This is a genomic window from Euzebya pacifica (assembly GCF_003344865.1).
Taxonomy (GTDB): domain Bacteria; phylum Actinomycetota; class Nitriliruptoria; order Euzebyales; family Euzebyaceae; genus Euzebya; species Euzebya pacifica.
Window position 1 is genome coordinate 4,535,949 of record NZ_CP031165.1, and the last position, 14,026, is coordinate 4,549,974.

Sequence of the window (14,026 nt, forward strand, 5' to 3'; positions counted from 1 at the left end):
ACGGCGCGGCCCGTGGGCTAGCCGGGCTGCTCGGTCGGCGGCAGCGCAGGCAGGTCCTGCAGCCCCTCGGGTGCCGCACCGGCGACGGGCTCGAGCTCGCCCAGCGGGTCACCGGCAACGACGATCTGCTGTGCCCCGTCCCAGCGACCGAAGCGCGGGTTGACGGTGACCTCCTCGACGTTGCTGAGGCCGATCATGAACTCCTGCATGGCCTGCTGGCTGCCCTGCTGCTGCAGGCTCTCCTCGATCTGGGCGCGCAGCTCGTCGTCCAGCTCCGGCGGGGCGGACGTCCTGATGACGTGCCAGCCGAACTGGGTCTCGACCGGGTCGCTGATCTCGCCCGGTTCGAGCGCCGCAGCGGCCAGCTCGAACGGTTCGACGAAGGCGCCGGGGGTCAGCTGGCCGACCACGCCGCCCTGCTGGGCGCTGCCGGTGTCGAGGGACCGTTCCAGCGCGAGGGTCTCGAAGTCCGCGCCGTCCTCGAGCTCGGCGATGACGTCCAGCGCCTCCTCCTCGGTCTCGACGAGGATGTGGGCGACCTCCGGAAGGGCGACCTGCTGCTCGTAGAGCGCTTCGATCTCCTCGTCGGTGACCTCGACGCCAGCCGCGATGTCGGCCTCGATGGCCTGGGCGAGGGTCTGCAGGCGGACCTGCTCGGTGAGGCCCTCCAGCGTCAGCCCGGCTGCGGCCAGCTCGGTCTCGAACGTCGCCTCGTCGGGGAACTGGTCGATGATGCCCTGCAGCTCGGCCTGCACGTCCTCCTCCGTCGGCAGGTCCAGGTCACGCTGGTCCAGCGCGGACTCCAGCAGGGCCTCGACGATGAACTGGCCGAGGATGCGGGAGCGCTCCTGGATCTCGGCTTCGGCCTCGCCCAGCTGGGCGACGGTCTCGGCGTAGGCGGCGGAGTCGGCGCGCTGGAGGAAGCGGTCCTGGACCAGCGACACCTCGATGTTGCGGTCGCCGACGGCGGCGGCGACGCCGGGGTTGCCGACGGTCTGCCCGCAGGCGGTGGCCAGCAGGCCGAGGACGAGCAGGAGGGGGAGGAGTCGAGGCATCGGAGGGTGGGGGTAGACAGCTGCAGAGGACGACGGGGCCACGAAGGACCCCGGCGGAATGCTACTTGCTCGCGAACAGGTCCTTGAGCCGCTTGGCCAGCCACCCGATCAGGTCGACCGATCCCTTGGCCGGCATGCGCAGCTCGACGAGCTCCGCCGCGGGGTTGTGCAGGGCGTTGCGGTCGGTCCGTTGCAGCCGGACCTGCTGGGATTCCGTCAGCTTGACCGGGTGGATCCGCACCGTTCGCCGTGGCGTCGTGGAGATCTCGGTCACACCCCATCGCCGCAGGGCCGCCTTGAGCGCTGCCACGGTCAGCAGGCGGTCCACCGGGTCGGGCAGCGGGCCGTAGCGGTCCTTGAGCTCGGCCCTGGCGTTCTTGACGCCGCGGGCGTCGCGGACGCTGGCGATGGTCCGGTAGGCCTCCAGCCGCAGCCCCTCGTCGGCGATGTAGTCCTTGGGGATGTGGGCGTCGATGGGCAGGTCGACCTTGACCTCGGGTTCGCGCTCGGTCGGCTTGCCCTGGGTCAGCTCGGTGACGGCCTCGGCCATCAGCTGGCTGTAGGCCTCGAAGCCGACGGTGGCCACCGAGCCGGACTGGTCGGCACCCAGCATCGAGCCGGCACCGCGGATCTCGAGGTCCTTGAGCGCGATCGACATGCCCGACCCCAGCTGGGTGTGGGTGGCGATGGACTCCAGCCGCTTGTAGGCCTCCTCGGTCAACGACGCGTCGGCGGGGTGGAACAGGTAGGCGTAGCCGCGGGCGCGGGACCGTCCGACACGGCCGCGCAGCTGGTACAGCTGCGCCAGGCCGAACAGGTCGGCACGTTCGACGATCAGGGTGTTGGCGTTGGGGATGTCCAGCCCCGACTCGATGATGGTCGTGGCGACGAGGACGTCGAACTCGCGATGCCAGAAGTCCAGCATCACCTGCTCGAGCTCGGACTCACCCATCTGCCCGTGGCCGATCCCGACGCGCACGCCGGGGACCAGCTCCCTGATGCGCTCGGCGGCCGCGTGGATGGTCCGAACGGAGTTGTGCAGCCAGAAGACCTGTCCCTCGCGCAGCATCTCCCGGCGGACGGCGAGCGCGGCCAGGTTCTCGTCCATCGGGCCGACCTGGGTGACGATCGGCTGCCGTTCCTCGGGGGCGGTCTCGATGGTGGACAGGTCACGGATGCCCGTGATCGCCATCTCCATGGTCCGCGGGATCGGGGTGGCCGACATGGTCAGCACGTCCACCGAGGTCTTCATCTGCTTGAGGCGCTCCTTGTGGGTGACGCCGAATCGCTGCTCCTCGTCGACGATCAGCAGGCCGAGGTCCTTGAACTCGATGTCCTTGCTCAGCAGGCGGTGGGTCCCGATGACCAGGTCGACGGTGCCGGCGGCGAGCCCGTCGAGGATCTCCTTCTGCTCCTTCTGGCTGGCGAACCGGCTGAGCACCGCGATGTTGACGGGGAACCCGCTGAACCGTTCGGTGAAGGTCTCCCCGTGCTGCTGGGCCAGCAGCGTGGTCGGCACCAGGACCGCGCACTGCTTGTGGTCGAACACGGCCTTGGCGGCGGCGCGCACGGCCACCTCGGTCTTGCCGAACCCGACGTCACCGCAGACCAGGCGGTCCATGGGGACCGGGGACTCCATGTCCTCCTTGACCGCCTCGATGGCCTCCATCTGGTCGGGGGTCTCGGGGTACGGGAAGGCCTGCTCGAGCTCGGTCTGCCACGTCGAGTCGGGGCTGAAGGCATGGCCGGGCGAGTGCATCCGCGCCTGGTACAGGCGGATCAGCTCGCTGGCCATCTCCTCGACGGCGGCCTTGACCTTGCCCCGGGCGCGGTCCCAGTCGGCCCCGCCCATCCGCATGACCTTGGGGTCCTCGCCGCCGACGTACTTGGCGAGGGTGTCGACCTGGTCGGAGGGCACGAACAGCCGGTCGGCACCGGCGTACTCCACGATGACGTAGTCGCGGGTGATCTTGCCGGCGCTGCCGCCACCGAGGGTCGTGGTCCCGCGCAGCTCGCGGGTGACCATGCCGACGTAGCGGCCGACGCCGTGCACGCTGTGGACGACTGGGTCGCCCTCCTCCAGGTCGAGGACTGCCTGCTGGGCGGCCCGGCGGCTCGGCAGCCGGCGGCCGGCGCGGGTGCGCCGGGGTCCGAACAGGTCGAACTCGCCGAGCAGGCAGATGCCCTCGCGTTCGCTGAGGAAGCCGGTCCGCAGGTCGCACTCGACGATGTGAGCCCGGCCGTCGGGGCTGTTCGGGACGAGGGAGAGGGGGTCGACGTCGGGATCGTCGGGCCGCTTGGGCACGTCGACGGGGACGCCCTCGGCGCGCAGGACCTCTGCGAGGCGCAGGGCAGGGCCGTGGCCGGCGGTGGTCAGCACCACCGTCATCGGGTCACGGTCGTCGGTGCCGGCGAGGTACCGCTTGACGGTCTGGGCGGCGCTGACGACATCGCCCTTGAAGGTGTCCCACGGGCGGGCGGTCAGCTTGACGAAGGAGTCGGCCGTCGTGAACGGGGTCAGCCGCCAGACCTTGCCGGTGCCACCCCGCTCGTAGCCCTCCACGACCTCGTCGAGGTCGGCGAACCCGGCACGCTCGTTGCGTTCGTGGGCGGCGTCGACGGCAGCCCGCCCGTCGGTGCCGGCGGCAGCCGCCAGCTGCTCCCAGTCGGTGATCATCAGCTCGGCGGCCTGGTCGACCAGCTGGGCGGCGCGGTCGTGGGACTGGGTGGGGTCGACGATGACCAGCCCGGTGCGTTCGGGCATCAGGTCAGGCAGGTGCGCCGGGGTGGGGTGGATGGCGGTGACCAGCCCCTCCACGCCCTCGAAGGCAACGCCATCGGCCAGCATGTTCAGCTGGTCCGCAAGCGCCGGGACCTGCTCGGCCATCTTGCGGGCGGTGCCGGCGGTCTCGGCATCCAGCACCAGCTCGCGGGCCGCGTGTATGACCACCTCCTCCACCGTCTCCAGGGCACGCTGGTCGGCGATGGCGAACTCGCGCAGGCCGTCGACGTCGTCGCCCCAGAACTCGATGCGGACGGGGTGGTCACCGGTGGTCGGGAAGACGTCGACGATCCCACCACGCGAGGCGAACTCACCGCGCTGGGTGACCAGCGAGGAACGGGTGTAGCCGAGGGTGGCGAGCTGGTCGACCAGCACGGTGGGCCCACCGTCCCAGCCGGCGGAGATCGTCAGCGGTACCCGTTCGGCCAGCCGGGGGTCCATGGGCTGCAGGACCGCACGGACGGGGGCGACGACGATGCGGAGCGCGTCGCGACGCAGCTGGTCGAGGACCCGCAGGCGCTGGCCGACCGTGGCGGGCTGGGGCGAGAGGCGCTCGTGGGGCAGCGTCTCCCAGGAGGGGAACAGGGCGACGGCGTCGGTGCCGGCGAAGGCGCCGATGTCGTCGACGAGCGCCTCGGCGTCCTTGGTGGTGGGGGTGACGACCAGCAGCGGACGCCGCTTGGCGAGGTGGGCGATGACGTAGGGTCGCAGCGGGGGACTGACGGTGGCCTCGCTGGTGAAGGCGAGGTCGTCGAAGTCCTCCCCCGCGCGCGAGAGCAGGGAGGCAAGGGGGCCGCGCACATCGGTGGCGGGCAGCGGGGCGGCGCTCATGGGGGCGTCAATGGTGACGTGCCGAGGGCCCCCGGACAACCGGCCGGCTGGCTCAGGCGGCGACGGCCATGGACCCGAAGAACTCGCGGCCCCACTCGATGGCGTCGAGGTACAGGCCGATCAGCTCGGTCTCGGGCCAGCCGTGCTGTTCGGCGATCGAGGACACCGTGTCCCACTGGCCGCGTTCGTAGGCCACCACGATCTCCAGCAGGTCCTGCAGCGCACCGGGTTCGCCCTGGAGGGCGTCGGTCACCTCGGTGTCCATGGAGACGTCGGCGAGTGCGTCGGCCATCGAGCGGCCGAGCATGACGTCGATCAGGCTGAACATCCCGAGGCTGAAGCACGCATGCGGGGTTGCGACCCCCAGGCGGGTGCCGAGGGACTCACAGAACCGGGCCCTGGTGGCGCACACGAGCGCCAGCTCGCGGGGGCCGGGGCTGGACAGGCCGCTGACCGTGGCCACGCTCACCCAGCGACGAACGTTCTCGATGCCCAGCATCACGAGGGCGCGCTCGAGGGACTCGATGCGTCCCCGGAACCCGAAGTGGGCGCTGTTGACGAACCGCAGCAGCTTGAACGACAGGGCGACGTCGGTCTTGATGACCCGGGCGACCTGGGCGAAGTCCATGTCCTCGGCGTAGGCCAGCCGTTGCAGCTGCAGGTAGGCGACCTTGTGGCCCGGCAGCTCCCGTCCCTCGACCACCCGGGCCGAGGAGAAGAAGAATCCCTGCACGTAGTCAACGCCGGCGGACACGACATGGTCGCGGTCGTCGGCGGTGTCGACGCTGGTGGCGATCACCGCGCAGCCGTGCTCCCGGATCGGCGCCAGGGTCGTCTCGATCTCGTCGGTGTCCTTGCCCCGGAGGTCGACCTTGACGAAGTCGGCGATGGCGAGCAGCGGCTGGCAGGACGCAGTCCAGAAGAAGTCGGCCAGCGCGATGCGGTAGCCGCGCCGACGGTAGTCCTGACAGCGGGCCAGGACGGCGTCGCGGTTGCGGGACGCCCACACGTCACGGCCGAGCTCGAGGGTCGACTGGTCCGGCGGCATCAGCAGCGGGGTGGAGTCCACGAACTGGGCCAGCGGGAACCGCACGAACGCCAGGTGGTCACCGACCACCGTGTCCACGCCGAGGGTCAGGACGCTGTGGCTGACGACCTCGGAGGTGGCCCGGAACTCGTCGACCTCGGTGAATGCGCTGAACAGCCCGCCGCTGTCTCGGAACAGCAGCTCGTAGCCCAGCGGGGTGTGCTGGTCATCGGCGGTGAGGATCGGGCGGCGTGCGACCTGGACGGTGGCCAGGGCGCCGGCACCGAGCTTGAGGGTCTCGGTCATGGCGTGAGTCCTCATCGGCGTGTGGGGCCGAGGACGAAGCCAAGCGACGAAGTTTTTCGCGCCTGCGTTCCTGGCTCAGGCCGTGTGGACCCGGTTCTGGGTCGCCTCGAGGCCCTCGCTGATGACCTGGACCAGGGCGTCGACGGCGTGCTCGACGGCGATGTCGACGACGTCGGCTCGTTCCTTGGTGGGGAACTTCTGCAGGACGTACTTGGCGCCGGGCATGCGACCCGGTGGCCGGCCGATGCCGAACCGCAGCCGGATGTAGTCCTTGGCCCCCAGGCGCTGGTTGATGTCGCGGATGCCGTTGTGGCCTCCGGAGCCCCCGCGCTTGAGTCGCAGGACCCCGGGCTCGAGGTCGAGCTCGTCCTGCACCACGATCAGGCGCTCGGTGGGGACCTTGTAGAACCGCACCAGCTGCTGGACGGGGCCGCCGGAGTTGTTCATGTACCCGAACGGCACCGCCAGGGTCACCGGGATGCGGTCGGCACCGGCCTGCACGAACGTGTCGGCGACCAGCGCCTGGGCCTTGTGCGGCTTGAGGTCGACGTGGTGCCGCGCGGCGGCGGCACGGATGACGTCGGCACCGATGTTGTGTCGGGTGCCGCCGTACTCGGCCTCGGGGTTGGTCAGGCCGACCGCGAGCCAGCGGTCCATGGTGGACTCCTCCTCGCGGTCGCGACCGTGTTCACGTCGCGCTCGCCAGCGGGCGAGCACGGCGTGCTACTCCTCGCCGCCCTCGGCAGCCTCGGCGCCTTCGCCCTCGGCAGCCTCGCCCTCGGCAGCCTCGTCGGTCTCGTCGACCGGCGTGGTGTCGGGCAGGTTGATCGTGACGGCCGTGCGCTCGGGGTCGTCCAGCAGGTCGACGCCCTCGGGCAGCTCGACCTCGCCGGCGCGGACCACGTCGCCGACCTCGCGGCCCTCGACGGTGGTCGTGAAGTACTGGGGGACTGCCAGCGGCAGCACGTCCACGGTCAGGTAGTTCATGACCTGGTTGACCACGGCACCCTCGACCTCGCCCTCGACGTGGAGGGGGATCTCGACGGTCACCTTGACGTTCTTGTCGATGGCGACGAAGTCCACGTGCAGCACGTCACGACGGACGGGGTGGCGGTGGATCTCGCGGGGCATCGTCAGGTGGGTGTCACCGGCGATGTCCATCTGGATCACGACGTTCTCACCGGCGTCGGTGGCCAGCGCGTGGCGCAGGTCGGCCGCGTCGACGTGCACGGCGGCGGCAGCGTCGAGGCCGGCGCCGTAGGCCACCGCGGGAACACGGCCGGCACGACGCAGCGCGCGCGCCTCACCCTTGCCGTCGCCGGGGCGAGGGTCAGCGTTCAGCACAACTTGGTCAGCCATCTTGGGAACTCCTTGGGTGGCTCGCGGGCTCCGCGAGATGTCGTGAGCACGACAGAATCCGGGGGTGGCGCGCGGGCGTGCCGAAACGCCGCGGCGCGCGGGAGCAGAGGAGTGTACGCCAGCCCTCCGCGTCCCGCCACCCGACGACCGGCCGGTCGGCCGGCCGGATCCGTTCGTTGGGCTCTTGCCTAGATGTTGTCGTCGTCGAAGAGCTCCGAGACCGACTCGTCCTCGAAGATCGCCCGCATGGTGCTGGCGATGATCGGGGCGATGGACAGCTGCACGATCTTGTCGCTGCCGCAGTGCTCGGGGATCGGCAGGGTCGAGGTGACGACGATCTTCTCGATGACGCTGTCCTCCAGCCGCTGGCAGGCCGGACCCGACAGCAGCGGGTGGGTGGCGAGTGCGAGGACGCGCTTGGCCCCGCGCTCGGCCAGCGCCTCAGCGGCACCGCACAGGGTGCCGGCCGTGTCGATCATGTCGTCGACCAGCACGACGGTCTTGCCCTCCACGTCACCGACGACCGCGAGGGTCTTGGCCACGTTGTGGGCGGTGCGGGTCTTGGCGAGGAAGGCGATGCCGGCGTCGGGGACGCGGGACTGGAACTTCTCCGCAAGGCGCACGCGGCCGGCGTCGGGACTGGCGAAGACGATGTCCTCGTCGGACGGGATGTTCTCGGTGACCCAGTTGACCAGCAGCGGCAGCGCGGTCAGGTGGTCCAGCGGGTCGTTGAAGAAGCCCTGGATCTGGCCGGTGTGCAGGTCGACGCTGACCACGCGGTCGCAGCCCGCCGCGGTCAGCAGGTCGGCCAGCAGCTTGGCGGTGATCGGTTCGCGCGACTTGGCCTTCTTGTCCTGGCGGGCGTACCCGTAGAACGGCACCACGGCGGTGATCCGCTTGGCCGACGCGCGCTTGGCCGCGTCGATCATGATCAGCTGCTCCATGATGTTGGCGTTCACCGGTTCGCAGTGGGTCTGCACGATGAACACGTCGCTGCCGCGGACGTTCTCCTGCATGCGGCAGTAGATCTCGCCGTTGGCGAAGCGGTGGATGTCGATGTCGCCCAGCTTCATGCCGAGGTGGGCGGCGACGTCCTCGGCAAGCGCGGTGTACCCCGTGCCCGAGAAGATCTGCATCCGCTTCTTGTTCATGATCTCCATGCTGGTCACTCCTCGCGCTCGTGGTCGCGCTCGTGACGGGCGCGACGTCGCGCTGCCCACCCGTCGATGATTCGGGGCTGTGCTCGCTCGACGACCAGCGCATCAGCGGGCACGTCGGTGGTGATGGTCGATCCCGCGCCGACGAAGGCGCCGGTTCCGATGTCGATGGGTGCCACCAGCATGCTGTCGCTGCCGACGAACGCCCCGTCACCGATCGTGGTCGTGTGCTTCTCGAAGCCGTCGTAGTTCACCGTGATGGTACCGGCTCCGAGATTGACCCCCCTGCCCACCTCGGCATCCCCCACGTAGGAGAGGTGGGGGACCTTGGACCCCTCGCCGATGTGTGCCTTCTTCATCTCCACGAACCCGCCGGCCTTGCTGCCGCGTTCCAGGACCGTGCCGGTGCGCAGGTGGGTGTAGGGCCCGACGGTCGCCTCGGGCCCGATGCGGGTCTCCGTGGCGACGGTGTAGGTCACGGTCGCGCCCTCGCCGACGACGGTGTCGACCAGCCGGCTGTGGGGCCCGACGGTGGCGCCCGCGGCGATGTGTGTTCGGCCTTCCAGCATCGTGCCGGGCAGGACCGTCGCGTCGGCCTCGATGACCACGTCGGCATCGACGTAGGTCGTGGCCGGGTCGACGATACGGACACCGGCCGCCATGTGGCGGGTGAGGATCCGTTGGCGCAGGACGGCCTCGACCTCCGCGAGCTGGGCCATGTCGTTGACGCCGGAGACCTCGTCGGGGGCGGCCTCGGTGGCCCTGACCCCGCCGTCGCCGGAGAGGGCGGCGACGGTGTCGGTCAGGTACTCCTCCCCCTGGGCGTTGTCGGTCGTCAGCGACGACAGCGCGTCGAGGAGGTCAGGGGTGCGGAAGGCGAACATCGCGGTGTTGACCTCGTCGATGGCCCGCTGCGCGTCCGTGGCGTCGCGGTGCTCGACGATCGCGCTGACGTTGCCGTCGTCGTCCCGGACGATGCGGCCGTAGCCAGCGGGGTCGTCCAGCCGGGTGGTCAGGACCGACGCTGCGCCGTCACCGCGGTCGGCTCGCAGCCGGACGAGGGTCTCGGTGGTGATGCCGGGCACGTCGCCGGGCAGCACGAGGACCTCGTCGAGCCCGTCGAGGGCGCCGGCCTCCACGGCCATGCGCACGGCGTGGCCGGTGCCGTTCTGGGGCTCCTGCAGCACGGTGACCAGTCCCGGCACGTCCATCGCCTCGGCCGCCGCAGCGACGTCGTCGGCCTGGTGGCCCACGACCACCACGACCCGGTCGAGGTCGAGCGGCCGAAGGGCTTCCAGGGCCCAGCCGAGGAGTGACCTGCCGGCCACCTCGTGCAGGACCTTGGCCCGCGAGGACCGCAGCCGCGTGCCCTTGCCCGCGGCAAGCACAACTGCGCCGATCACGCCCGGATCCCGGGGTTCGACGCGTGTGCGATTGGCTGGGGGGGAAGGTATCGAACCTTCAACTTCGACTCCAAAGGACGACGTGATGCCATTTCACCACCCCCCAAGGCTGGGGCAGTCAGGTTAGCAGCGCTGGACGACGGGTCCGCCCGAGGGGGACGTGGTGATGAGTACACGGGGGAATCGGCCGGCCACTCGGCGGGCGATCCGTTGGGCTTCCTGGGCGTCGGCGGCGAGCCCGACGATGGTGGGTCCGCTGCCCGAGACGACCGCTCCGAGCGCGCCGGCGTCCAGCAACGCCTTGCGATCGGCGGCCAGGCGGGGCAGCAGCACCTCGGCAGCCGGCTGCAGGTCGTTGTGCAGCGCCGCGCCGAGCGCCTCCGGGTCACCACCGGCAACGGCGGCCAGGACCGCGTCGGGCTCGACCTCCGAGGGGCTGCAGTAATCGTCCCAGGCCTTGTAGACCGCCGGTGTGGACAGCTCCTCCTCCGCGGCGCAGACGACCCAGTGGAACGCGCCGCGGCACAGGACACGGGCGAAGCCGGTGCCGGTCCCGGTGGCAAGCGCCGTGCCACCCATGACGGTGAAGGGGACGTCGGCGCCGAGCTCGGCGGCCATGTCCCGCAGCTCGCTGCGCGGGATGCCGAGGTCCCACAGCTCGTTGAGCCCGACGAGCGCCGCCGCCGCGTCTGCGGATCCGCCTGCCATGCCGCCGGCGACCGGGATGCGCTTGGCCAGCTCGAGGCGGGTGCGCACGCCGACGACCGGGTCGTGCTCGTGGACGAGCTCCATCCGGATGCCGCGGGCATCGGCCAGCAGCTGCGCGGCGCGGACGATCAGGTTGTCGGGACCGGTCGGGACACCCGACCCGGCGTCGTGGGCCAGGCTCAGCTCGGTGCGTCGCCCACCGGCCGGGTGGTTCAGCAGCTCGCTTCGCCCCTCGATCCGCAGGGTCAGCTGATCGGTGATCGCCACGCTCTGGAAGATCGTGACCAGCTCGTGGTACCCGTCGTCACGGATGCCGCGGACGGCCAGGAACAGGTTGACCTTGGCGGGGACGCGCACGTTCGTGCAGGGGGCGGATGACACAGGCGGTGACCTTATGCGTGGCCGGCGAGCCGCACCCAATCGCTGGGCTGGAGCTCCTCGGCACGGGTGGTCAGCGGCATGCCGGCCGCCTCCAGCATCTCGTCGATGTCGGCCGGTCGGCGTCCGTTCACGGCCAGGGCGTTGCGCAGCAGCTTGCGTCGCTGCCCGAATCCGGCGTCGACCAGCGCCATGACGGGCTCCATGGCGGCCGGGTCCACATCGGGGCGCGGTCGCACGTCGACGGTGACGGAGTCGACCTTCGGCACCGGGTGGAAGGCCTGCCGGCTGATCGGCCCGGCGATCCGGGCGGTGGCCAGCAGGGCGATCTTGATGCTGACCGCCCCGTGGGCTTTCTGCCCGGGGGTGGCGACCCACCGCTCCCCCACCTCGCGCTGCACCATCACGTGATACCCGGCCAGGGCCCCCTCGCGCAGGGCCGTCAGCAGGATCGGGGTGGCGACGTTGTAGGGCAGGTTGGCGACCATGACCGCCGGGTCGTCGCCGATCAGGTCGGCGTAGCTGACCCCCAGCGCGTCGGCGACGTGGATCTCCACCGCGGCATCGCCGACGACCTCCGCGAGCGCCCCGGCCAGCCCGTGGTCCAGCTCCACGGCGACCACCCGGGCGCCGGCCTCGACCAGCGCCAGGGTGAGGCTGCCCAGCCCCGGGCCGACCTCGACGACAAGGTCGCCCGCGCTGACGCCGGCATCCCGCACGATCCGACGCACCGTGTTGGGGTCGGTCACGAAGTTCTGGCCGCGCGTCTTGGTGGGCCGCAGCCCGTGGCGGTCGAGGATCGCCCGGATCTCCCGACCACCGAGCAGGGCGCGGGTCCCCTCCCCCTCGGGGTCGGTCACGAGTCGGAGGCCGTGACCGGCAACGCGAAGGCCCTGACGGCGTTCGCGCTGGTCAACGCACCCATCTCCTCGGGTGTGCACCCGTGCATCTGGCCGAGGAAGGCAGCCGTCACCGCCACCCTCGCCGGTTCGTTGGTCTTGCCGCGGTGCGGATGCGGGGACAGGAACGGCGAGTCGGTCTCGGTCAGCAGCAGGTCGGTGGGCGCGACGGCGGCTGCTGCCTGCAGGTCCTTGGCGTTCTTGAACGTCACGTTGCCGGCGAAGGACATGAACCACCCCTCGGCCGCGCAGGTCTCCACCAGGTCGGGCCCGCCGGAGAAGCAGTGGAAGATCACCCGTGGCAGCGGCTTCTCGTCCTGCAGGACTCGCACGATGTCGTCGTGGGCCTCGCGGTCGTGGATGACCAGGGTGCGGTCGTGGTCCCGGGCGATCCGGATGTGGGCTCGGAAGGACTCTTCCTGGCGAACCCTCGGCGCGCCCTCGCGGAACCAGTCAAGGCCGGTCTCGCCGACGGCGACCACGGAGGACCGCGATGCCAGCTCCTCGATCCGCTCGAGCACGGCGTCGGTGGCCTCGATGGCGTCGTTGGGGTGGATGCCGACGGAGGCCCACACACCGGGGGTGATGGCGGCGATGCGCACGCACTCCGCGGAGGAGGCCAGGTCGGTGCCGACGCAGACCATGGTGTGCACGCCCGCCTCGCGGGCACGCGCAACGGTCGCCTCGACCCCGTCGGGGGCCATGGTCAGGTGGCAGTGGGTGTCAGTGAACACGTGGCTGGAGGGTATCGTGAGCCGTCATGACCGACGGTGTGGGTGGCGCATCGGGCGACGACGCGACGTCCGACACGAGAGGCGTACGACGCAAGGTGGACCACCTGGGTCGTGTCGTGATCCCGGCGTCGATGCGCCGTGTGCTGGGCATCGGTGACGGTGACGAGCTCGAGGTCCGGCTGGACGGCGAGGTCCTGCGGATGCGCAAGCCCCGCGAGGCGTGCGCCTTCTGTGGCACCCGCGAGGACCTGACCGAGGTGCTGGAGCATCCCGTCTGCTGGTCGTGCGTCGCGGCGGTCCGTGCACGTGGAAGGGAGGGACGATGAACCAGAAACCATGGGTCCGAGCCGTTGTGCTGCTCGTGCTGCTCGGCATGATCGCCGCGCTGCTGGCGGTGGCCGTGCTGCCCTCCGGCGCGTGAGGCTGTCCCACATCTGACGGTTGCAGAACGGGGGCCCGACGGACGCGCACGAGGGTTCGGGGAGTGGTAGACCACCACCCGTGCCGGGATGTCCGGCGAGCACTCATCCCGGAGGGGACATGACCACCATCACCCGGACAGGGGCCGCACTGCTGGCCCTCGCGTTCTTCCTCGCGGCGTGCGGCGGCGACGACGCCCCGGTCGCGGACCTGACCGCCACGACGGAGCCAGCGGAGGACGAGGAACCCACGGTGCCGCCCGCACCGCCGGCACCCACCACCGAGGAGGAGGCGTCCGGCGTCAAGGACGCACCCACCATCGAGGCGACGATCCCGCCGGCGCCGACGCCTGCCCCCGCCCCGACGGCAACCCCCGTGCCCGTCCCTGCCGCGCCGGCGCCCCCGCCCGCCCCGGCGGTGAGCGACGCGATGGATCAGTTCGGTGACGACATGGGTGCCGGGGGTGCGGCGAGCTACGACAGCTACGTGACCATCACCGACGACACCGGAGCCATCCAGCTGGACGTCCCGGCGGAGTGGACCGACATCGACGGTCGTCCCTACACCGACGACCAGGGCCGGCAGCTGTTCGACGTCCGCGCCTCCCCGGACCTGCAGGGCTACCTCGACACCTGGGACGTGCCCGCCGTGATCGTGACCGCCTCGCGCGAGGTGGCGCAGACCGAGAACGAGGTGACGCTGCTCGACGAGCTGGTCGGGCCGTTCTCGGAGGCCTGCACCTACCTCGGCCGTGAGCCCTACGACGACGGCCTCTACGTCGGCCAGGTCGACGTGTTCGACGCCTGCGGTGGCACGCAGACCGGCTACATCATCCTCGGCGCCGTGCCCTCCTCCCGTGCCTTCGTCATCCGCGTGCAGGTGCAGGTGGTGCAGGAACGCGACATCGAGGCGCTGATCCAGGCGCTCAACACCTTCGTCATCGTCGGCGACGTCTAGGGTCGAGGCG

Annotated in this window: 12 protein-coding genes and 1 tRNA gene; 2 read left to right on the forward strand and 11 right to left on the reverse strand. The window is 70.9% G+C overall.

Features of this window, described 5'->3' with window-relative positions; all coding sequences use genetic code 11:
• Window positions 1-17: 17 nt before the first annotated feature.
• The 11 genes from DVS28_RS19420 to DVS28_RS19470 all read right to left on the reverse strand — a co-directional run bounded on the left by DVS28_RS19420 (window position 18) and on the right by DVS28_RS19470 (window position 12,639).
• Entirely contained in the window at window positions 18-1,055 is a 1,038-nt protein-coding gene (locus DVS28_RS19420) for a peptidylprolyl isomerase (protein WP_114592945.1), read from the reverse strand.
• Between the two features lie 61 nt (window positions 1,056-1,116).
• Entirely contained in the window at window positions 1,117-4,668 is a 3,552-nt protein-coding gene (gene mfd, locus DVS28_RS19425) for a transcription-repair coupling factor (RefSeq protein WP_114592946.1), read from the reverse strand.
• 52 nt (window positions 4,669-4,720) lie between these two features.
• Window positions 4,721-6,001: an EAL and HDOD domain-containing protein gene (locus DVS28_RS19430; RefSeq protein ID WP_164710787.1), complete on the reverse strand. Its 1,281-nt coding sequence runs from the start codon at window positions 5,999-6,001 to the stop codon at window positions 4,721-4,723.
• A gap of 75 nt (window positions 6,002-6,076) precedes the next feature.
• Window positions 6,077-6,658 (reverse strand): aminoacyl-tRNA hydrolase, encoded by a 582-nt coding sequence (gene pth, locus DVS28_RS19435; RefSeq protein ID WP_114594282.1) that lies wholly within the window; start codon window positions 6,656-6,658, stop codon window positions 6,077-6,079.
• 66 nt (window positions 6,659-6,724) lie between these two features.
• Window positions 6,725-7,360, reverse strand: a complete 636-nt coding sequence (locus tag DVS28_RS19440) for a 50S ribosomal protein L25 (RefSeq protein ID WP_114592948.1) — start codon at window positions 7,358-7,360, stop codon at window positions 6,725-6,727.
• 188 nt (window positions 7,361-7,548) lie between these two features.
• Window positions 7,549-8,520, reverse strand: coding sequence for a ribose-phosphate diphosphokinase (locus DVS28_RS19445; RefSeq protein WP_114594283.1), 972 nt, complete (start codon window positions 8,518-8,520; stop codon window positions 7,549-7,551).
• A 5-nt stretch (window positions 8,521-8,525) separates the two neighbouring features.
• On the reverse strand, window positions 8,526-9,920 hold the full coding sequence (gene glmU, locus DVS28_RS19450) for a bifunctional UDP-N-acetylglucosamine diphosphorylase/glucosamine-1-phosphate N-acetyltransferase GlmU (RefSeq protein ID WP_114592949.1): 1,395 nt from the start codon (window positions 9,918-9,920) through the stop codon (window positions 8,526-8,528).
• Between the two features lie 32 nt (window positions 9,921-9,952).
• A tRNA-Gln gene (locus tag DVS28_RS19455) sits at window positions 9,953-10,026 on the reverse strand.
• Window positions 10,027-10,043: 17 nt separating this feature from the next.
• Window positions 10,044-10,985: a 4-(cytidine 5'-diphospho)-2-C-methyl-D-erythritol kinase gene (locus DVS28_RS19460; protein ID WP_216826156.1), complete on the reverse strand. Its 942-nt coding sequence runs from the start codon at window positions 10,983-10,985 to the stop codon at window positions 10,044-10,046.
• Window positions 10,986-11,020: 35 nt separating this feature from the next.
• Window positions 11,021-11,866, reverse strand: coding sequence for a 16S rRNA (adenine(1518)-N(6)/adenine(1519)-N(6))-dimethyltransferase RsmA (gene rsmA / locus DVS28_RS19465; protein ID WP_114592951.1), 846 nt, complete (start codon window positions 11,864-11,866; stop codon window positions 11,021-11,023).
• Complete coding sequence (locus DVS28_RS19470; RefSeq protein WP_114592952.1) at window positions 11,863-12,639, reverse strand: TatD family hydrolase; 777 nt, start codon at window positions 12,637-12,639, stop codon at window positions 11,863-11,865. Before DVS28_RS19470 ends, rsmA begins: the two co-directional genes overlap by 4 nt.
• 26 nt (window positions 12,640-12,665) lie before the next feature.
• Here DVS28_RS19470 and DVS28_RS19475 point away from each other — a divergent pair, with 26 nt between their 5' ends.
• Window positions 12,666-12,965, forward strand: coding sequence for an AbrB/MazE/SpoVT family DNA-binding domain-containing protein (locus DVS28_RS19475; RefSeq protein WP_114592953.1), 300 nt, complete (start codon window positions 12,666-12,668; stop codon window positions 12,963-12,965).
• A gap of 214 nt (window positions 12,966-13,179) precedes the next feature.
• Window positions 13,180-14,016 carry a hypothetical protein gene (locus DVS28_RS29290; RefSeq protein ID WP_114592954.1) on the forward strand — a complete coding sequence of 279 codons (837 nt, stop codon included), beginning with the start codon at window positions 13,180-13,182 and terminating at the stop codon, window positions 14,014-14,016.
• Window positions 14,017-14,026: the final 10 nt, after the last annotated feature.